This is a genomic window from Duganella sp. OV510 (assembly GCF_900100205.1).
Classification (GTDB): domain Bacteria; phylum Pseudomonadota; class Gammaproteobacteria; order Burkholderiales; family Burkholderiaceae_D; genus Rugamonas.
On sequence record NZ_FNEQ01000003.1, the window covers coordinates 133,427 to 154,042 of the forward strand.

At 64.0% G+C, this 20,616-nt stretch carries 18 protein-coding genes; 8 read left to right on the forward strand and 10 right to left on the reverse strand.

Annotated features, from left to right (window positions below):
* Positions 1 to 168: 168 nt before the first annotated feature.
* From BLS51_RS10450 to BLS51_RS10465, 4 genes are all read left to right on the forward strand, one after another.
* A complete protein-coding gene (locus BLS51_RS10450) occupies positions 169 to 1,035 on the forward strand; it encodes an HDOD domain-containing protein (protein ID WP_090183037.1) in 867 nt (288 codons plus the stop codon).
* 18 nt (positions 1,036 to 1,053) lie between these two features.
* Positions 1,054 to 2,241 (forward strand): hypothetical protein, encoded by a 1,188-nt coding sequence (locus BLS51_RS10455; protein WP_090183034.1) that lies wholly within the window; start codon positions 1,054 to 1,056, stop codon positions 2,239 to 2,241.
* A 117-nt stretch (positions 2,242 to 2,358) separates the two neighbouring features.
* Positions 2,359 to 3,555 (forward strand): tetratricopeptide repeat protein, encoded by a 1,197-nt coding sequence (locus tag BLS51_RS10460; protein ID WP_090183032.1) that lies wholly within the window; start codon positions 2,359 to 2,361, stop codon positions 3,553 to 3,555.
* Positions 3,556 to 3,657: 102 nt separating this feature from the next.
* Complete coding sequence (locus tag BLS51_RS10465) at positions 3,658 to 6,267, forward strand: BACON domain-containing protein (RefSeq protein ID WP_090183030.1); 2,610 nt, start codon at positions 3,658 to 3,660, stop codon at positions 6,265 to 6,267.
* A gap of 68 nt (positions 6,268 to 6,335) precedes the next feature.
* Here BLS51_RS10465 and BLS51_RS10470 read toward each other — a convergent pair whose 3' ends face one another.
* Positions 6,336 to 6,713: a Rossmann-fold NAD(P)-binding domain-containing protein gene (locus tag BLS51_RS10470; protein ID WP_090183028.1), complete on the reverse strand. Its 378-nt coding sequence runs from the start codon at positions 6,711 to 6,713 to the stop codon at positions 6,336 to 6,338.
* Between the two features lie 89 nt (positions 6,714 to 6,802).
* Here BLS51_RS10470 and BLS51_RS10475 point away from each other — a divergent pair, with 89 nt between their 5' ends.
* Positions 6,803 to 7,489: a GNAT family N-acetyltransferase gene (locus tag BLS51_RS10475; RefSeq protein WP_090183026.1), complete on the forward strand. Its 687-nt coding sequence runs from the start codon at positions 6,803 to 6,805 to the stop codon at positions 7,487 to 7,489.
* On the opposite strand, the gene BLS51_RS10480 is transcribed toward BLS51_RS10475, so the two are convergent.
* Both BLS51_RS10480 and BLS51_RS10485 read right to left on the reverse strand, forming a co-directional pair.
* The gene (locus tag BLS51_RS10480; RefSeq protein WP_090183024.1) at positions 7,480 to 9,180 is read right to left on the reverse strand and encodes a DUF4214 domain-containing protein; all 1,701 of its coding nucleotides are present in this window, start codon (positions 9,178 to 9,180) and stop codon (positions 7,480 to 7,482) included. The genes BLS51_RS10475 and BLS51_RS10480 overlap by 10 nt on opposite strands.
* Positions 9,181 to 9,348: 168 nt before the next feature.
* Positions 9,349 to 9,846: a DNA-deoxyinosine glycosylase gene (locus BLS51_RS10485; protein WP_090183021.1), complete on the reverse strand. Its 498-nt coding sequence runs from the start codon at positions 9,844 to 9,846 to the stop codon at positions 9,349 to 9,351.
* Positions 9,847 to 9,916: 70 nt separating this feature from the next.
* Here BLS51_RS10485 and BLS51_RS10490 point away from each other — a divergent pair, with 70 nt between their 5' ends.
* On the forward strand, positions 9,917 to 10,354 hold the full coding sequence (locus tag BLS51_RS10490; protein ID WP_090183019.1) for an Mpo1 family 2-hydroxy fatty acid dioxygenase: 438 nt from the start codon (positions 9,917 to 9,919) through the stop codon (positions 10,352 to 10,354).
* Here BLS51_RS10490 and BLS51_RS30430 read toward each other — a convergent pair whose 3' ends face one another.
* The gene (locus BLS51_RS30430; RefSeq protein WP_255369057.1) at positions 10,355 to 10,489 is read right to left on the reverse strand and encodes a hypothetical protein; all 135 of its coding nucleotides are present in this window, start codon (positions 10,487 to 10,489) and stop codon (positions 10,355 to 10,357) included.
* Positions 10,490 to 10,653: 164 nt separating this feature from the next.
* Here BLS51_RS30430 and BLS51_RS10495 point away from each other — a divergent pair, with 164 nt between their 5' ends.
* A complete protein-coding gene (locus BLS51_RS10495) occupies positions 10,654 to 11,556 on the forward strand; it encodes a DMT family transporter (RefSeq protein ID WP_090183017.1) in 903 nt (300 codons plus the stop codon).
* Between the two features lie 5 nt (positions 11,557 to 11,561).
* Positions 11,562 to 12,053, forward strand: a complete 492-nt coding sequence (locus tag BLS51_RS10500; protein ID WP_090183015.1) for a GNAT family N-acetyltransferase — start codon at positions 11,562 to 11,564, stop codon at positions 12,051 to 12,053.
* A 122-nt stretch (positions 12,054 to 12,175) separates the two neighbouring features.
* Here the strand turns inward: BLS51_RS10500 and BLS51_RS30180 are convergent, their stop codons facing one another.
* From BLS51_RS30180 to hutG, 6 genes are read right to left on the reverse strand one after another with little or no spacing between them, the layout of a single operon-like run.
* Positions 12,176 to 13,909, reverse strand: coding sequence for a glycine betaine ABC transporter substrate-binding protein (locus BLS51_RS30180; protein WP_229207545.1), 1,734 nt, complete (start codon positions 13,907 to 13,909; stop codon positions 12,176 to 12,178).
* A gap of 2 nt (positions 13,910 to 13,911) precedes the next feature.
* The gene (locus BLS51_RS10515) at positions 13,912 to 16,572 is read right to left on the reverse strand and encodes a zinc-dependent metalloprotease (protein WP_090183013.1); all 2,661 of its coding nucleotides are present in this window, start codon (positions 16,570 to 16,572) and stop codon (positions 13,912 to 13,914) included.
* Between the two features lie 60 nt (positions 16,573 to 16,632).
* Positions 16,633 to 17,844 (reverse strand): imidazolonepropionase, encoded by a 1,212-nt coding sequence (gene hutI / locus BLS51_RS10520; RefSeq protein WP_090183011.1) that lies wholly within the window; start codon positions 17,842 to 17,844, stop codon positions 16,633 to 16,635.
* A 25-nt stretch (positions 17,845 to 17,869) separates the two neighbouring features.
* Positions 17,870 to 18,445, reverse strand: coding sequence for a HutD/Ves family protein (locus tag BLS51_RS10525; protein WP_090183009.1), 576 nt, complete (start codon positions 18,443 to 18,445; stop codon positions 17,870 to 17,872).
* Positions 18,442 to 19,836, reverse strand: coding sequence for a formimidoylglutamate deiminase (locus BLS51_RS10530; RefSeq protein ID WP_090183006.1), 1,395 nt, complete (start codon positions 19,834 to 19,836; stop codon positions 18,442 to 18,444). Before BLS51_RS10530 ends, BLS51_RS10525 begins: the two co-directional genes overlap by 4 nt.
* Complete coding sequence (hutG, locus tag BLS51_RS10535) at positions 19,833 to 20,615, reverse strand: N-formylglutamate deformylase (RefSeq protein ID WP_090183004.1); 783 nt, start codon at positions 20,613 to 20,615, stop codon at positions 19,833 to 19,835. Before hutG ends, BLS51_RS10530 begins: the two co-directional genes overlap by 4 nt.
* Position 20,616: the final 1 nt, after the last annotated feature.

Here is a 20,616-nt window from a genome sequence, read left to right on the forward strand (position 1 = left end):
CCAATCTGGACGGCTCGACGACAAAAGTCGTGCAAAATAGTTATCGATCCCACGCAATTCACGACAAAATATGGCGCTGTGCTCAGAAAATCACCACAAATTCGCGCAATCCTCGCCCTTATGCGGCGATAATCGAGGATAAGATTGCCTTTTGCCCCAAAGATCACAATGACGACAGTAGCTGCCCCAGCCTTGCCAACAGAAAACGCGGTGGAAGACGCGCTGATGCGTTCCATCCGTATTCCGCCGCGGCCCAGCCTGCTCGTCGACCTGCAACGCGAACTCGGCCAGCACGATCCATCGCCACGCCAGATCGCCCGCATCATTGCCAACGACGTCGGCATGTCCGGCGCGCTGCTGAAACTCGCCAACTCGCCGTTCTTCGGCGCCGCCCGCAAGGCCAAGTCGGTTGAACAGGCGATCAATTTCCTCGGCATTAACCAGTGCGCCTCGCTGCTGACCGGGCTGCTGGCGCGCCAGGCCATCGAAGGCAAGGAGGCCGACCTCAACGCCTTCTGGGAAATTTCCGCGCGCCGCGCGCAGGCGCTAGTGTTCACCTCGCGCAAGCTGCGCGTGGCGCCGCCGGACATCGCCCATACCTTCGGCCTGTTCTGCGACATCGGCGTGCCGCTGCTGATGAACCGTTTCGACGATTACAATGACACCTACGAGCGCGCCTGCAACGACGCCAGCGGCGTCTTCACCGCCATCGAGGACACCCGCTACAGCACCAACCATGCCGCCATCGGCTGCCTGCTGGCGCGCAACTGGGGCCTGTCGCCGGACGTCTCGTGGGCCATCCTGCTGCATCACGACTACCGCGTGCTGGAAGACCCGTCGACCGACGACGCCATCCGCTCGCTGGTGGCGCTGTCGCTGCTGGCCGAAAAAGGCATCCAGCGTCTGCACAACCGCACGATGTCCTACGAATGGGAAAAAGGCGGCGACAGCGCCTGCCGCCACCTCGGCCTGACCGAGGATGAAACCGAAGACCTGCTCGACGAGCTGAACGAAACCTTCCACACCGAACGATAAAAAGAAGTCCAATCAAGCATGCCTAAAAATAAGCGCCCCGTACCGCGCAAATCCGCCAATTCCCCCGAAGTCAAAGACGAACAACAAACCACCGAATTGTGTGCGTTGGCGCTGGATCTGGCCGACGAATCGGCCAGCGGCGACATCATCTCCGCCGCCACCCGCGCCGAGCTGGCGCAAAAGCACATCGACTTCCAGCGCCTGCTGCGCCGCCTGCTGGCGCAAGGCAAGAACGAAGTGCTGTACGGCGCCATCGAGATGGCACGCGACGAATCGCTGGAGGCTTACCGCTATCTGCGCACCGCCGCCGAGGAAGGCGCGGCCAACCTGATCCTGCGCCGCGACAACGCGCCTGACCTGGAGATCGACGCCTTCGCCATCCCGGTGTTCGTGCACAGCCAGGGCGGCCTCGATCCGGCCGCCGACTTCCAGGACCCGGACGCCTACGAGGCCCTGCTCAACAGCATCACCGACGCCGGCCTGGAAAGCCCGAAAGCGCAGGTAGTATTGGTCAGCCACGCCTATGACCTCGACGAGATCGAACGCATCAACTACGGCCAGCTGCAAGCGATGGTGCGCGAAGCCGCGCAATCGCTGACCGATAAAAAAATCGCCGCCGCGCCAGCGCTGGAGCGCAGCATGGCGGCCGGCTGGTCGCCATCCAGCTTCAGCGCGGACGACACTGCGGTCGAGCTGCGCTTCCTGCTCGGCTTCGCGCTGAAGCGCACCGACGACGCCTTCTACAAGGTGCCGGCCGGCGACAAGGCGGCCGACGCCTACTTCGCCCAGCGCGCCGAGCGTTACCAGAAATGGACCGAAGATTACGCGCCGCTGGTGGCCCGCTGCCTCGGCCGCGCGCGCGGCGCCGACCCGGCGCTGACGCTGAACTTCCTGTACCAGGACCTGTTCTTCGGCGCCCGCGCGCAGGGCCAGTCCGAGCACGACATGCTGCACCTGCTGTCGACGCTGAACCAGGCACTGCAAGGCCATGACCCGGCGCAGGTGCAAGCCGTCATCGCCCCGGCGGAAGACGAAGACGACCCGCTGCTGCTGGTGCAACTGTCGCTGGGCGGCACCCCACTGGCCGCCGCCGGCAAGCCGCTCGATCCAGCCGCCGACCTGGCACTGGCGCTGGAAGACCTGGCCGACGCCCTCGCCAGCCTTGGCGTCACCGACATCTCGGTCTCGGCAGACCCGCTTTCCTGAAAGCGATTTCCTGTTTGACAGTCCCGGTTTAGCCGAGGATACTTTCCAGAACGCGGAACGCAGATTCCGCTGCCTGGTGCGGCGCCGGCTTGTGCTCCGCAGCAAAGGGAGACTGTCATGAAACCATGGGCCCGTAGCATCTGTACGGCGCTGTGCGCCGCCGCATTCCTCAGCGGTTGCGCCAGCCAGCAAGGGGCGCGCATCGCCCCCGCACAGCAACTTTTCCACGATCAGCTGTTCCAGCCGCCGGCCACGCCGATCGACGTCCGGCAGGTGTTCGCCGCCAGTCCGGCGATGCGCGACTACGTGCGGCATGAAATCGGCACCGCCTCGCCCGGCAAGGACGTGCGCCGCATGCTGTTCGACGCGCTGTACCGGCGCGACAAGCTGCAACTTGAATACGACGCTGCCGTCACCCGTAACGCCGCTGAAACCTTTGAAGCGCGCGCCGGCAACTGCCTGTCGCTGGCCATCATGACAGCCGCCCTGGCGCGCGAGCTCAATATGCCGGTGCTGTTCCAGCAGATCGATGTCGAAGAAGTGTGGAGCCGCGCCGGCAATCTGTACTTCGCCGCCAACCACGTCAACCTGGCGCTGGGCCGGCCGCGCAGCGACCGCAATCCCTACACCACCTACAATATGGACGACGCCACCGCGCTGACGGTCGACTTCATCCCGGTGCCGCCGAAGGCGCGCGAAACCGCCAAGCCGCTGGACGAACGCACGGTGCTGGCCATGTACCTCAACAACCGCGCCGCCGAGCTGCTGTCGACCGGCCACATCGACGACGCCTACTGGGCTGCGCGCAAGGCGGCCGAAGCCGATCCGCTATTCCTTAACGCCTACAACACACTGGGCGTGATCTACCAGCACCGCGGCAACCTGGAGGCGGCCGAGCAGGTACTGCGCTACGCCCACGCGCAGGCGCCCGACAACACCATCTATTTGTCCAACCTGGCGCAGACACTGGAAAACCAGAACAAGCTGGACGAGGCGGCGGCGCTGCGCGTGCGGCTGGCGCAGCTGGAGCCCTACCCGCCATTCCACTTCTTCCACCTCGGGCAGGAAGCGATGAAGCTGGGCGACTATGCGCGCGCCCGCAAGCTGTTTGAACGCGAGCTGGAACGGGTGCCCGACTACCATGAAGTGTACTTCTGGCTGGCGGTGGCCAACTACCAGCTGGGCAACCTGCGCGCGGCGGACAACTACATGGCGCGGGCCATGCAAAACAGCACGACGCGCAGCGCCCACGACCTGTATTCGGCCAAGCTGGACCGCATTCGCGCCTACGAGGCCCAGCAACGCAACAAATAGCCGGACACGGTGGTATGCTGGATCGGCTTTCGCTTGACACTTAGTTGCGTTCGCGCAACAATTGCAAGTAGATTAAGCCGCTCATACCACAAGGATTCCGTCATGCCGAGACTCAGGCCCGCCCACGCCGCCGTCCCCTTCCTCATTAGTGCATTGCTGGCCGGTTGCGGCGGTGGTGGTGGCGGTGGAGGTGGCGGCGCCACCCCGCCGGCCGTCACCCCGGCGCTGACCTTCGCGCCGGCCACCGTCACTGGCACCGTCAGCGCCGGCAACTCGCTGACCACCAACGTCATCGCCAGCGTCGTCCGGCCATCCGACTTCGCCAACGCGACCACGGTGTTTGCCAGCGTGGTCGACAACAACGGCGTGTTGCTGCCCAATGTGCAACTGGTGCGCGACAGCGACACCCAGTACCACGCAGTGCTGCAAACCGCGCCGACGCTGGCGGCCGGCAGCTACCAGAACAGCTTCAGCGTGCGCCTGTGCCGCGACAGCGCCTGCGCCAGCCAGTTCCCCGGTTCGCCGGTGGCGCTGCCCTACAACATCACCGTTACGCCAGCCGGCAGCGCCACCTTCAGCGCCGTGCCGGCCATGCCGCTGAGCGCCACCGGCCAGCAAGGCGGCGCCGCGCCCTCCAGCGTCGACGTCGCCATCAGCGCCGCCGGCCGCAGCTGGAACGCCGTCAGCGGCGCCAGCTGGCTCAAGCTCGGCACCGCCAGCGGCAGCGGCGACGCCCGCCTGACCGTCAGCTACGACGTCAGCGGCCTGGCGCAGGGCAACTACAGCACCACGCTGACGATTAGCGCCAACGACGGCCAGAGCGCGGTGTTGCCGGTGGCGCTCACCGTGCTGCCGCCGGGCCTGGTATTGGGCAGCAATAGCGTGACCTTCACCGCCATCAACGGCGCGCCGATCCCAAGCCAGATCGTCTCGCTCGACACCGACAACAAGATCACCACCGCCTGGACCGCCAGGAGCAACGCCGGCTGGCTGAGTGTGTCGCCAACGGCCGGCAGCACGCCGGCCACCACCGTGCTGACGGTCGACCCGACTATCGGCACGCTGGCCAGCAACGTCTACACCGGCGCCATCACCATCACGCCGACCGGCCTGGCCGAACGCACGCTGCCAGTCACACTGGACCTGCGCCGCGCCAGCCTGCAGGCGTCGACCCAGACCATGACGCTGGGCGGCGTCTACGGCCGTGACTTCAGCAGCAGCCAGAACTGGACGCTGACGCTCAACACCAGCACCAACAGCTGGCCGTGGCAACTCTCCAGCCTGCCGGACTGGGCCACTGTGAACACTGCCGCCGGCACCGTCAACCAGGCCGGCGCCAGCACCACCTTCAAGGCCAAGCCGGACCAGGCCGCTGTCGGTGTCAGCTCGCGTCTGGTGAGCGCCGTGACCAAGGTGAATGGCGACTCGGTGCAGGCCGACCTGGTGCTGGCCATCAACAAGGACCAGCACAAGCTGCTGCCATCGGAAACCGCCGTGGCCTTCGTCAGCACGCCTGGCTGGGTGCGCCTGACGCGCACCATCACCGTCAGCGACAACTTCAACAACTTCGCCGGCATGAGCGCCACCAGCGACGCCGCCTGGCTGGTGGTGGGCGTCAGCGCCGACAAGCTGATCCTGACCGCCGACCCGAGCCAGCTGCTGAATGACACGCTAAGCACCGCCACCATCACCATCAAGGCATCCGATCCGGACGCCAGCGCGCCGGAAGTGATCCGCGTGGCACTGTGGAATGGCAGCGAAACGCCGAAGACCGCCAGCCAGACCGCGCTGACCTACACCAACCTGGTCACCGATCCGGCCCGCCCCTACGCTTACGTGCACAACGGCGGCGCCTACATCGACGTCTACAACGTCTACACCGGCCGCAAGGAAGCCAGCATCACCGGCTTCTCGGCCGGCCTGGGCGACATGGCGGTTACACCCAACGGCGACGCGCTGTATGTGGTCGACATCAACAACGCCCGCATTACCACCGTCGACCTCGGCACCCGCCTGATCAGCGCGCAGCTGCCGCTGGCGGTGGCCGGCACGCGCGCCACCCGCCTCAAGCTGGTGCGCCCGAACGGCGTCGCCATGATGCTGCTCAGCGACGGCCAGGCCTACCTGACCGGCAACAACACCAGTAGCACCCGCCTGACCGGCCTGCCACTGACCACCGGTGGCACGCTGGCCACCAGCGCCGACGGCAAGCGCGTGGTGCAGCAGAGCGAAAACGCCAGCAGCATCCAGCACACCACGGTGACGCTGGATTACAGCGCGCTCAACAACGGCACGCTGTACGCCGCCAGGCTGCCGGCCGCCAGCCATGGCAGCCCGGGCACGCTGGGCCAGGACGTCTGGGTCAGCAGCGACGGCAAGCGCATCTACAGCGCTTCCAGCACGCCGAAGTCGTGCACCATCATGAGCGGCGACGACCTCGGCATCCAGGGCTATATGGCGATCGGCGACGCCACGCCGAACAACATCGAAGTGGCGATCGACGGCCGCATCTTCTGCGCCGGCGCCGCCAAGGCCACCAGCAACGACATCTATATGTACGACAGCGCCGGCAGCAAGGTGCTGCAGCAGTACAAGCTGAGCAGCAGCGGCAAGCAGCTGCTGGCGCGCCAGCTGGCGATCTCCGGTGACGGCTGGGTGCTGGCCGGCATCACCGAAGACGGCGTGCTGAACTTCCTGCCGATCGGCCCGTAAATCCTGCGCCGCCATAAAAAACGCCGCCGGCAGCTTGCGCTGCGGCGGCGTTTTTTCCGCGTGACGGTTCAGTAGCCGGTGCTGCGGCCGGCGATCACCGGCAACTCGTCATCGCTGGTCAGCGCCCAGATCAGGCGGGCGATGGTTTCCGACGCCACCACCGTGTGGTGATTGTCCTGCGCCATCAGCTTCTCGCGGATCTCGCGCCGCACGGCAGGCAAGCCGGTCAGGTCGAACAGGATGTCGATGCCGCTGCCCAGCGCCACGATCTCGTCCAGCGAGGCGATCTTCAGGCCGGCGTCCAGCGCCAGCTTGCGGCCGGGCGTATCGCCACTTTCCGCGACACCGACTACATCGACACCACGCCCGCTGCGCGCCAGCAGATTACGCAAGAAAGCCGAGCCGATACGGCCCAGACCGATGATAGCGATTTTTTGATTGTCCACCTGTTCCTCCGGTTTTTTAGCTACACTGTGATCGTCAATTATTAGATTGACAATCAAGCATCCCACAAACCAACACACAAGGCAAGGCGATGGATCAAGCTTCGGTCATGGACAACATTTTCTGGCACGCCCTCGATGGCGCCCACCGGCAATGGTCCAGCGGCACCGACACGATCCGCCGCTACACCCACGGCTTCTCGCCCATCATCGCTTTCGCCGATCCGGCAGCACCGGACCTGGCCGCGCTGGCGCCCTGGGTGACGCCGGGCGAGACCTTCTATTGCGACGGCTGGCGCGGCGCCGTCCCGCCCGGCTGGCGCATCGACGCCGAAACCACCATGTTCCGCATGCTGTGGGCGGGCGCCACGCCGGCGGCAGATCCGGCGCCCGATGCCCGCCCGCTAGGTCCCGAGCACGCGCAGCAGGCGCTGGCACTGGCGACGCTGTGCAAGCCCGGCCCGTTCGGCATCCGCACCATCGAGCTGGGTGATTACTTCGGCTATTTCGACGGCGAGCGGCTGATGGCCATGGCCGGCGAACGCCTGCGCGCGCCAGGCTACTGCGAAATCAGCGGAGTCTGCACCCACCCGGACTACCAGGGGCGCGGACTGGCAAAGAAGCTGATCGGCAAGCTGCTGCACCGCCACCAGCAGCTTGGCGACCGCTCGTTCCTGCACGTCATGCGCGCCAACCCCGCCCGCCAGCTTTACCTGGACATGGGATTCCAGGATTATCTGGAATCCACGGTCCGCGTAGTGGTGGCCGATCAACCGTAAGGCGTGTAGCTGACGCCGTTCTGCAGCACGCCCACCAGCGCGGCGACGTTTTCCTCGCTCTGGCCGAAGTCGACCAGCACGGCGGCGGCGCTGCCGCCGCGGTGATCCATCACATCCAGCCAGTAATCGAAGCCGGACTGATCCGCCGCGCGGTGCAGCACGTTTTGGTAGTAGCGCGTCAGGATCTCGGCATTGCTCGGCTGCGCGCCGTACAGGTCGCGGAATTCCGCCGAAGCGACAAACGATTGCGTCACCTGGGCCAGCGTGGCGCCATGGTCCATCACATTGATCCAGAAACCGAGGCCGTCAGTATCCGGGGTGCGGTTAAAGGCCGCCTGGTAAATCCGGTAAGCCTGCCCGGCAATGCCGTCCACGCCGGTATCCAGCGCCACCATGGTGTCGCTGAACTGCACCCGCTCGATGCCGGTCAGGGTATCGCTGGCCGCACCGTGAGCCACGCGGAAGCTGCCATCGGCCTGCTGCACAATCGTATTGGCGGCCCGCGTTTCCGCATACACCACCCGGTCCAGCCCGGCACCGCCATCCATACTGAGGCCGCGCACGGCGGCGGTGAGGACATCATCGTGGGCGCCGCCCAGCAGATGGGTATACAGCTTGGAACTGCTCAGTTGCAAACCGGTGTCGCCACTGCGCACCACAGCCACCGGCGCGCTGTCGGCCACATGGCTGCCGTCGCGCACCACCAGCGTGCTGCTTGCGCGTGACGGATCGATCACCACATCCAGCGTCCAATTGCCATTAGCGTCCGCTTTGGTTTGCGCCAGCAAGGTATTGTGCTCCAGCACGCTGGTGGTGGCGCCGGCCGCCGCCGTGCCGCTCAGGTGCAGCACATTGCCTGTGAGCGCGGCACGCGCCGCGTCGGCCGCCACGCTGGGTACAATCACGCCTTTCCCGGTCAGGCTGGAGTCAGACAAGGCCAGGCCGTCGGGAATGGTCACGGCGTAACCGAGGTCTTGAAGGATCAACAAGTCCAGTTGGCTGATCCGGTACTGATGGCCCAGGTAGAAATACAGGCCGTTCATGATGTCGTCCAGATAGCCCTCTTGCAGGTTGCTGGCATCGCCGATGTGGGACACGTTCTGCGTCGCCGAGGTGCTGGTGACATCCAGCGCATCAATGCCATGCGCGGCCAGCGACGGCGAGTCGAGATACAGCTTGCCGTTTTGCTGGTACACATACTTGTCCCACAGCATGCGGTTCTTGTCGATGAATTCCAGTGTCTGGTGATCGCGATAGGAATTGATGCCCAGTCCATGCATTAATTCATGCAGCAGTACCGACATGCCATCGGTTTTATCGGACGGCACGGTCCGTGCGCTGTCATAGGCGGCGGTGGTAAAGCTAAGTCCCTGGAAGTAGCTGCTGCCGGGATCGACGTAGATGGTCAGGTCCGCCGCGCTGCCATTCAGGTTGCTGCCGACTGCCAGCTCTTTGGCCGCCTGCGCAACTAGATAGTTCAACCCATCCGCCGTGTAATCCAGCGTGACCGCGCCATTGCCGGCAAAGCGCCCGGTGGAGGTGGCGCTGACCGACACCGCCACATTCAGCGTGGTATTGCCAACGATGAATTGGTTCAGATAGCCGATGACCGACTGAATCGCGCCGGTGAACAGCGCCTTGTCGGCCATGAAGTTGCCGGGATCATCGTAGCTGACGGCCACATTCCACATGTGTTGCTCCGCATATTATCAAGAATGACATATTAACGCATGGAAATAATTATCCCGTCAAGTTTCATGTCGACTGACATATCTTGCTTCAGCTAGACTTGGTAAAAAACAAACCTGATGGGCAGACATGCAAATGCACTTTGACGCAGACAAGGTGGCACAGGCAAACTAAAGCAGCAGTTTCCAACACTCTAGTTTCTGCGCCAATGTCAGCGAAGCGTAAGCGGGTGACGTCGACGGCAGCACCAGCGTACGGTAGCCTTGGGCAGCAAACTGCGGGGCGAACTTGCCGGAGGTTTGACCGTTGAAGCCTACCGTCTCCAGCAGCGGGCACAGCTCGCGCAGGCGGGCGAAATCGTTGGCGGCGGGTTTGCGGATGGCGGAGTCCAGACTGCCTTCGCGCTCGCAGGCACCCAGCACATCCCACAAGCCGAAGCCATGCGCCAGCAGGCGCGGCAGGCGTTCTGCATACGGCAGATCCGCCAGCGGCTCGCCGGTCAGCACCGACAGAATCGGCCACAGCAGGTTGCGCGGATGCGCATAGTATTGCTGTGCCGCCAGCGATGCCGCCCCAGGGAAACTGCCCAGTATCAGGATGCGCGTCTGTGCGTTGAGCACTGGCGCCAGGCCGGTCAGCGCAGTGGAAGTGGAGGGAGTGGCATTCATGCCCCATTGTAGCGTTCAGGTGTAGAATTTGCTGGCGGCACAGACCGCGCCATAACGACAGGAGACCACCATGCCGCAACACCGTACCATCGATACGCTGCTGGCCAAGTACAGCGAAAGCCACCTCCATCCCACCAACGAACTGATCCACTTCGTCTGCGTGCCGGTCATCATGTTCACCCTGCTCGGCCTGCTATGGTCGCTGCATCCGCTGGTCGCCTTCGCCTTTGCCGCCGGTTCGATGTGGTACTACCTGCGGCTGTCGAAGCCGTTCGCGGTAGGCATGTTCATGATGGCAGCGGTGATGCTGTCGATCCTGGCCGCGCTACCGCAGGCAGCCATCCTGCCGCTGTCGCTTGCGATTTTCGTGCTGGCGTGGATAGGCCAGTTCATCGGCCACAAGATCGAGGGCAAGAAGCCGTCGTTCTTTGAAGACCTGCGTTTCCTGCTGATCGGGCCGCTGTTCGTACTGAGCTTTCTGTATCGCCGCCTGCACCTGGCCTATTGATTAGTGGAACCAGGCGTAGAACAGGGCGTGCGCCGCGCCCTGCATCTGGTCGTCCGACAGCATCAGCACCAAAGCGGTGCTCAGGGCGACGTAGCCCAACAGCGTGACGACTTTGATTTGCAGCGCGGTGCTCATGACGCTCTCCGGCAAAAAGAATAAGGTGTCATTTCACTATACTTGGACTTTCTGCATGCACCGCTGAATTTACACTTCCGATACAACTTTATCTACAAGCTGTTGCGTCGCAACAAAATATTAGCCGCTAGGCAAGATACACCCCACCCAGCTATACTCGTTCGATGTCCTCTCCACTGCTATTCACCATCGCCTGTTTGATCTGGGGCTCCACTTTCTTCGCCATCACGCTGCAACTGGGCGATGTGGCGCCAGCGGTATCCGTGGTCTACCGCTTTGCGCTGGCCTCGGCCGTGCTGTTTGCCTGGTGCGCCATTCGCGGCGACCGCCTGCTGCTGCCTTGGCGCGCGCAGCGCTGGATGATGTTGCAGGGTGCTGCCACCTTCGCGCTCAGCTACATCTGCACCTACACGTCCGAGCAATACCTGGTGTCCGGCCTGGTGGCCGTGCTGTTCGCGCTGATGGTATTCTGGAATCCGTTACTCAACCGCCTGGTCTTCGGCAACGCGCTGGGCTGGCGCACCTGGGCCGCCGGCGGCGTCGCCATCTGCGGCGTAACCTTGCTGTTCTTCCACGCCATCCATGATGCCTGGGCCGAGATCAACAGCGGCGGCAACGGCCATTTCCTGCTGGGCCTGATCCTGGCGCTGTGCGCCACCATCGCCAGTTCGGTCGGCAATCTGGTGGTGGTCAAGGTGCGCCAGCAATCCGATAACGTGCTGCTGACCATGGCCTGGTCGATGCTGTGGGGCAGCATGCTGGTGGCGCTGTACGTGCTGCTTACCGGCCAGCATTTTGTCATGCCATCCACCGCCAAATACTGGGCCGGCCTACTGTGGCTGTCGCTGCTGGGATCGGTGATCGCGTTTGCCGCCTACTTTACGCTGATCCACCGCATCGGCTCGGACAAGGCAGTCTACATCGGCGTCGTCACGCCGGTGATTTCCGTACTGCTGTCGATCCAGCTGGAACATTATCGCCCCGGAGCCATGGAATGGCTGGGCATGATACTCTGCCTGTCCAGCGTCGCCTGGGCGCTGCAACCCACTTCTTCCACTACCACATAGACCTGATGAGTACTTCCGAACTGACCATCCGCCCGGCGACGCCGGCCGACATCCCTGCCATCTTCGGCATGATCTTCGAGCTGGCCGTGTTTGAAAAGCTGGAGCACATGGTGGTCGCCAACGAAGCCATGCTGCACGACAGCCTGTTCTGCGACAAGCCGATGTGCGAGGCGCTGGTCGGTGAGACCGGCGGCGAAGTGGTCACCTTCGCGCTGTTCTTCCACAACTTCTCCACCTTCCTGTGCAAGAAAGGCCTGTACCTGGAAGACCTGTACGTGCAGCAGGCGCAACGTGGCAAGGGCTACGGCAAGCAGATGCTGGTGGCGCTGGCGCAGCTGGCGGTGGAGCGCGACTGCGGCCGCTTCGAATGGTCGGTGCTGGACTGGAATGCCAATGCCATCAAGTTCTACGAAGGCATGGGCGCAACCGTGATGCCGGACTGGCGCATCTGCCGCGTTACCGGCGATGCGCTGGCGCAGCTGTCGGCGCAGGCGTAAAAAAATCCCACCCAGCGGCACGCGCTGGATGGGCTGAAACCCGTTGTCAGTGGGAGGGAGATTGAATCAACGGATTCACTATATCCCGCCGTTCTGGCGCCTGCGGCACACCTTACAAATCATTACGGCGACTTTACAGAAAGCCGCTGTCTGTTAATCACCGTGCGTTCGAGCAACTCGAACAGGCCTTGTGTCAGCAATGCCAATATTGCTGCGGGGATAGCCCCAGCCAGCAGCATATCGTTGTCGTTCAATGCAAGGCCGATGGTGATGCGTTCGCCGTAGCCGCCGGCGCCGATGAAGGCGGCGATGGTGGCGGTGCCGACACTCAATACCGCCGCCGTCTTCACGCCGGCCAGTATCACTGGCAACGCCAGCGGCAATTCGATATGGATCAGCCTTTGCGCCGGCCGCAGGCCGAGCGCTTTCGCCGCCAGCATCAGGCCGGGCGAGACTTGCAGCAAGCCGGTGCAGGTATTGCGCACGATCGGCAACAGCGCGTACACCACCAGCGCCACCAAGGCCGGCACGGTGCCGATGGTGCCCAGCAGCGGGATCAGCAACGCCAGCAGGGCCAGCGAAGGAATCGTTTGCAGCACGCCGGTCAGGCCGAGGACGAACTGCCGCAGGCGCGGCAACGCCGCCGCCAATACGCCCAGCGGCACGCCGATCACGCACGCCAATGCGACAGCCAGCAGCACCAGCGTCAGATGCTGACGCGTCAGCCGCCACAGGTTCTGATCGAAGATCTTCGCCAGCAGGCTCGCGCGCGCGGCCGGCGCGACGCCGCCGTCTGGCGAGGATGCGCTGGCGTCGCGCTCCGACGCTACGGCAGGCAAACTGGCTGCGCTCTCCGACACCGCAGAAACGACGGCAGGCGCACTGGCTGCGCGCTCCGACTCCCCAGAAACGACGGCAGGCACACTGGCTGCACGCTTCGACTCCGCAGAAACGACGGCAGTTCGCATGCTGGCGCGCTCCGTCGCCGCAGCAGCTGCGGCAGCCGGTGCATTCGCCACATCAGCGCCCGGCAGCGGATGCGCGGCGAGCCAGTCGCGCGCCACGCGGTCAAAGCTCACGCCATTGATCTCGGCCGCCGCATTCATCGCAATCATGTCCTGCTCGCTGATACATCCTTCGAGCTGCCCGATCGCCTTCCATGCCGCCGGAAAGCGCTTCGCCGCATCCAGCCGGTACAGCAGCACCGCATCGTAGCGCGGGAAATAGCTACGATCATCCTCCAGCACCCGCAGGCCATACTGCGCTATGCGCGCCTCGGTCGAATACACATCGATCACATCGACCTGCTTGCGCTTCAATGCCTCGTAAGCGATGCCATGATCCAGCCCCTCCGGCCGCTGCGCCAGGCCATAGCGCTGCGCCAGCCCCTGCCACCCATCCACGCGGCCGATGAATTCATGCGACAGCCCGAACTTCAGATCGCGTCCGGCCAGCTCGCTCAGCTTGCGCGGCGCATCCGTCCCACCGCGCACCGCCAGCGCATAAGTATTGTTAAAGCCCAGCGGCACCGCCACGCCCAGCCCCATGACCGCCAGCTCCTTGCGGATCTGCTCCATGGAAGTCGGCTGCGCGTGCTTCAGAATCTCCAGGTCGATCGTCCCCACATACTCCGGATACACATCGATGCGCCCCGCCTGCAAAGCAGCCAGCACGATCGCCGTATTGCCCAGTCCCTGCAAATGCTCGACCTGCGCATGCGGCGCCGCCACCTGCTTCAGCATCTCGCCCAGAATATAGGACTCTGCAAAACGCTTGGAACCGATATGCAGTGTATCTGCCGCCACCGCCGCACCAGCCCACAACAAGGCCAGCACGGCCAACCATCGTCGCACCATCGTCAAGCCCCCGCGCGCAACATCGACGCCTTCAGCGCCTGCGTCAGCGATTCATATGTCTCCGACAGGTGCGCCTTCGCCTCGCGGCTCATCGGCCGGCCCATCGCCACGCGCACATCGCGTTGCAGCTGCAAGGCATTCTCGCGTTGCAGGCTGCGCACATCGGCCAGTGTCGGCACCGACACGCGCACCAGCGATGCCACCAGCCGCTTCAGATGCTCGCGTTGCAGATTGCGCCGCATGCCGCCAATATCCTTGCCGGATGTTAGCTCGCTCCACACCGCCTGCTGCACCGAGCCATACAGCTCGGCGAGACTCAAGGCCAGCTTGCGATCCGCCAGCTTTTCCTGCGAATCGATCAACCGCACCGCCACGCCATCCGACATCAACTGATCCAGCGCAGCCGCCTGCAAGGACAGCACACGCGTGCCGACCGAGACATCCTGACGCAGGCGCGGCGTGAAATTGTCGGCACCCAGTCGGCTGATGGTCTCCGGTGAAAACTGGAAGCTGTCCGCCTTGAACAAGCTGCTGGTCAGCATCTGCAACGCCTCGCGCTGACGCGGCAGCGACACCGGCGTGAACGTCGCACGCGCTGTGCCGGCGTGATCGCGCAGATAGGTCACGCCGCCGATATACTTGACCACCACCGGCAAGGTGCGCGCAAACTGCTGGAAGCCATAATCAAAACTGCGGCGCAGCACCTCGTAGCTTTCGCCCGGCTTCAGCGTGCGCGTCTGCACACGGTCCCACAGCTCGCGCGATATCGTCAGCCGGCGCTGGAAGTAGGACAGCGGATCGCTGCCCAAATCGAACACATTCACGTCCGGGTCCATATTGAAGCCGTTGGCATCCTGATCGGTGCCGAAGGCCAGCTCCTGCGCGCTGGAACGCGAAGCGATCTTCGCCAATTCCTCCTTCTCATGCGCCGGATCGACAGGCTTGTAGGCATACTCGATCGCCCAATAATCGTAAGGCCCCAGCGTGGACGGCACATACTCGCCCTGCTTCTCGCCCTTCAGCGACAGGTTGAACGGCGTGTAATCCATCACCGAACCAGCCAGGCCATTCTTCCTGGTGAACGCCGGATCCTGCAACTGCTTCAGCGTGTAGATGGTCGACGAACGGAAGTTGTGACGCAGGCCCAGCGTATGCCCCACCTCGTGCATGATGACCGACTTCACATATGCCTGCGCTACCGCATCCGCCTCCGGGCTGCCCATTTCCAGTTCGCCGCGCGCCTCCAGCACATCCATCGCAAAGCCCATCTCCTGCGCCGATTCGTGCATGTAATCGCAGCGCGCCTCGCCGGTTGGCGGTGGTGACAGATCGAAGCTGTCCTCACCCACCATGCGCCGCGCGCCGCGCGCAAACACATCGGACATGCCGATGTCGGCATCGAGAATCTCGCCGCTGCGCGGATCGACCTGGCTCGGACCGATGGCAAAGCCAACATCGGCGCCGACAAACCAGCGGATCGATGCGTGGCGCGCATCCATGGTGTCGAAGGTATCGGTGGCTGCCTGCTGCTTCACCACGATCGCATTCCTGAAACCGATGCGCTCAAAGGCGTCGTTCCAGGCCAGCACGCCCTGCCGCACCGACTCGCGGTACTTCTCCGGCACATTGGCATCGATCCAATAGGTGATCGGCTGCACCGGCTCCGATACGGCTGCCGCTGGATCTTTCTTCTCCAGCCGCCAGCGCTCGACCAAATGTACCGCCGTCGTCGGCGTCACATCGTCGGAAAAATCCTGGCTGGTGCTGACGAAATGGCCAATGCGGTCGTCCGCGCGGCGGCTGTGCATGGCCTGCGCCGGCAGCGGCATAAAGCTGTAATAAAAGCCGAGGAACATGCTGCGCGGATCGGGCAGCGTGGTCGGCGGCGAGGCAATCGGCAACGGCACCGTCGGCACCACCGCCGGCCGCGCTGCAATGCGCGGCACGAAGAAGTGCGCGTTGACCTGCAAGCCGGTCATGTTGTCGTCAGCGCGGATGGTCATGAAGCTGCTGTTACGCGCATCCATCGCATATGGCATACGGAACGCCGTCTCCAACCGCGTGGTCATCGATGGGATATCCCCCAGCAGCAGCGCATTGGCTTCCACCAGGATCGCCTTCGATTGCGGATGCGGCCCACTGACCACCGGCGCCACCGCCAGCAGGCTGTCTGAGAATGCCTGCTGCACCACGCGCGCCTGCGGCGTGCCACCCTTGGCGCTGAAGTCCACGTTCTTGGCGATCATCTGCACCAGGTTGCCGATGCGGTGGAAAATCACCACCTGGCTGAGGCCCATCTGGCTGCCGTAGATACCGCGCTCACCGATCCCGTTCGGCATGTTCACCGACATGAACAGCGGACGGTCAAACTGCTCCGGCCGCAGCTCGATCCACACCTTCTCGTCTTTCCGGTACAAACCCAGGAAGCCCGGCAAATGCGCGGCGCCGCGCACCAGGTCGATGAACGGCCGTGGCGCCGCCGTTGGCAGCACCAGCGTTGGCACCGGCGTTGGCGTGGCAGGCGCCTGTAGCGGCGCGGTGGCCACCACCGGCACATCCGGCGCAGGCGGAACCGGTGGCGTCGGCGGCGTGGGTTCCTGCGCCAGCGCGTTCACACTCAGCGCCGCCAGCACAGCGGCGCGCAGGGAATTCAGGACGAACATAATGCTTCCTTGGATGACATCCGGTTAATGTAACCGAAACAACCAGGAAGCGAAGATATTTTAGATGACCGGCGAGCGCAATTTGCCGGCGTTGGCGACACCACGGCATGGATTCAGGCCAATGGCATACGACAGATCGGCCGGTCGGGCGATGCGCCACAGCGCAAAGTCGGCGCGCTTGCCCACTTCAAGGCTGCCGATTTCCGCGTGCAGCCCCAGCGCCTGCGCCGCGTGCAGCGTCACGCCAGCCAACGCCTCCTGCGGCGTCAGGCGCCACAGCGTGCACGCCATATTCATCGCCAGCAGCAGCGACGTCATCGGCGAGGTACCGGGATTGCAGTCGGTCGATACCGCCATCGGCACGCCGGCCGCGCGCAAGCCCGCTACTGGCGGCGGCGTGGTGTCGCGCAGGAAGTAGTAGGCGCCGGGCAGCAGCACCGCCACCGTGCCGGCAGCGGCCATGGCATCGATGCCGGTTTGCGTCAGATGTTCCAGATGGTCTGCCGACAGGCCCTGGTAGCGCGCCGTCAGCTCCGCGCCGCGCTGGTCGGACAGCTGTTCCGCATGCAGCTTGACCGGCAAGCCATGCGTCTGCGCGGCCTTGAACACGCGCTCAGTCTGTTCATGCGAAAAGCCGATGCGCTCGCAGAACGCATCCACCGCGTCGACCAGCCCTTCGGCGGCCAGCGGCGCGATCATCTTGCAGACTGCGTCGACATAGTCGTCGGCGCGGCCGGCAAACTCCGGCGGCAGCGCGTGCGCGCCAAGGAAAGTGGCAGAAACGCGCAGCGGCAGTTCGCGGCCGATGCGGCGCGCCACGCGCAGCATGTTGGCTTCCGATTCCAGCGTCAGGCCGTAACCGGATTTGATCTCCAGCGTGGTAACGCCTTCCTCCAGCAAGCTGAAAACGCGCGGCAGGCTTTGCCTTAGCAGCTCGTCCTCCGACACCGCGCGTGTGGCGCGCACGGTGGACATGATGCCGCCGCCAGCGCGGGCAATATCTTCATAGGTGGCGCCGTTCAGGCGTGCCTCGAATTCGTCGCTACGGTTGCCGGCGTGGACGATGTGGGTGTGGCAGTCGATCAGTCCCGGCGTCAGCCAGCTGCCGCCGCCATCATGCACCGTAACCGCCTGCGCGCCTTGCGGCAGTTCAGCCTGTGGCCCCAGCCACGCGATGCGGCCATCCTTGACGGCGATGGCCGCATCGCGCACTTCGCCATACCCATCGACCATCGTAGCCAGATGGACATTCGTAAACAACACGTCCCACATGCTTTGCTTTCTCAATTGCGGATGCTCAGTTACGGATAATATCGGCCACCAGCACGGTGGCCTGTTGCGCTTCCAGCGTCCAGTCTTCGTCCGCCTCCAGCACCACCGTATCGTAGCGGACCATGGCGATGCGTTCGCGCGTGCTGCTCAGCGTCAGGCTTTCACCGTCGGCGAGGAACAGCAGCGTGGTGCCGGCGCGGCGCTTGAGCGCCTGCGTGCCCTTCACCATCAGCAGTTCCAGCCGGTGGCGGCACTGGCCACGGCGCGTCATGACATTGAAGTCAGTGGTGTGCTGGCCGGTGACGGTGGCGTGCACCGCGTCCTCGCCGGCGAATTCGATCAACGGCTCGCTCGGGCTAAGCACAAAGCGCTCGTCGCCGAAATCCAGCAACACGCCCTCCCCGTCGACCAGCGCCAGCGAGCGGTCAATGCCGGGGAATACGGAGAATGGGCCATCCTGCGCAATGGTGGCCAGACTGACACGCCAGTCGAAATCTTCGAAGCCAGTCCCGGCTGGCGAGATGGCGATTTCGGTGGTGCTGCCGCCGCCGTTTTTCCACGGCGCGGCACGCAGGCTTGCATACTGGATCAGCTGGGTCATCGGAACTCCCTCAGTTCGGCCAAGGTCTGCTTGAAGCGCGCAGCGATCGCTTGCTGCGCCACGTGCTGCTGGTTGCGCACTACCCACTGGCCGCCGACCATGACGTCTTTGACCAGATTGTCGTTGCCGCTGAAGACAAAGCTGCCGAGTACCTCGTCCAGCGCCAACCCAAACATATTCGGATGCGTGTCGTCCAATATCAGAATGTCGGCGCGATGGCCCGGCGCCAGCGCGCCGACCGGCCGTCCCGCCGCCTGCGCGCCGCCGCGCAAGGCACCCTGCCACAGGAAGTCCGCCACGTTGCGCTGCCCATCGGACACCGCGATATTGCGGCGCTGATGTTGCAGGCGCTGCCCATATTCCAGCCAGCGTAATTCTTCCACAGCGCTTTGCGACACATGGCTGTCGCTGCCGATGCCCCACACGCCACCCTGCGCCAGGAAGCTCTCCAGCGGGAACAGCCCATCGCCAAGATTCGCTTCCGTGGTCGGGCACAGGCCCGCCACCGCCCGGCTTTGCGCAATGCCGCTGACTTCATCGTCCGCCAGGTGCGTGGCATGGATCAGGCACCAGCGCTGGTCCACATGCACATTCTCCAGCAGCCATTGCACCGGCCGGCGCCCGCTCCAGCTCAGCGACTGCTGCACTTCGCCCTGCTGCTCAGCGATGTGGATGTGTACCGGGCGCTGTTTCGGCAGCGTCGCCAGCACCTCGTCAATTTGCGCCACCGAGGCCGCACGCAGCGAGTGCGGCGCGAAGCCGACTTCCACCTGCGCATCGCGCTGCGGCTCCAGCGCTTCCATGATGCGCAATACATCCTGGGCATCGGTCTTGAAGCGTTGCTGCTCCGGTTTCAGCGCCAATTCGCCAAAGCCGGAATAACTATACAACACCGGCAGCATGGTCACGCCGATTCCGGTCAACCGTGCGGCGGCAATCACCCGTTCGGCCGTTTCCGCCGGACGCGGATACATCGCCCCATCCGGCGCGCGTTGAACGTAATGGAATTCGCACAGCGAGGTATAGCCGTAACGCAGACATTCGCTGAACAGCTGCGCGGCAATCGCTTCGATATGTTCCGGCGTGATGTTGCGCGCGAAGCGGTACATCAGGTCGCGCCAGGTCCAGAAACTGTCCTTGCTGTCGCCGGCTTTTTCGGTGCGACCACCCAGCGCGCGCTGGAAGCTGTGCGAGTGCAGGTTAATCATGCCGGGCAGCGCATACTCGACCGTCTCCGCGCCGGCGGCCCCGCCCGGAGGCGCCGCAATGCCCGTCTCGGCTGTGGCGCCAGGCGTTACCGCCGTGATGGCGCCGGCGGCGTCCCATTCGATCAGCACATCTTTTGCCCAGCCATCAGGCAGCAAGGCGTAGCGCGCAAACAGCTTGTTCATGCGCGCACCCAGTCGGCGGCGGCCTGCATCATCGCGCGCAGCGGCTGCTGCACCTGCGCGGCCAGATCGGCGCGATAACCATACGGCGCATCTTCATCCATATAAGTGGACTGGCACATTTCCAGCTGAATCGCGTGAACGCCCTTTGCCGGCTCGCCGTAGAAGCGCGTGATATGGCCACCCTTGAAGCGGCCGTTAACGGCAACCGTATAGCCGCCATCCACGCGCGCCACCACGGCGTCGGTCAGGCTGCTCGCGCAGCTTTTGCCATCCGCCGTGCCGAAGTTCAGGTCCGGCAGTTTGCCGTCAAAGAAGCGCGGCACGTGCGATGCGATCGAATGCGCATCCCACAGCACCACGCGTCCGTGCAGCGCCAGCAGGCGGTCCAGCTCCGCGCGTAGCTGGTCGTGATACGGCTTCCAGTACGCTTGCAAGCGGCGCCGCACCTCTGCCTCGTCCGGCGTACGGCCCTCCAGATACAGCGGTTCGCGATGAAAGGTATCGACCGGGCAGAGGCCAGTCGTGTCCTGCCCCGGATACAGATTGGTATTCTCCTGTGGGCGATTCAGATCAATCACATAGCGCGACCAGCGCGCCGATAGCGTTGACGCGCCCATCTCGCCCAGGAATTCATACAGGCGCACCAGATGCCAGTCGGTGTCCTGCTTGTCGACGGCGTCAGGCGTCATCGTCGCCAGCACATCGTCGGGAATATCGGTGCCCACGTGCGGCATGGACACCAGCAAGGGAATGCTGCCTGCTTTGAACTGATAATCCATG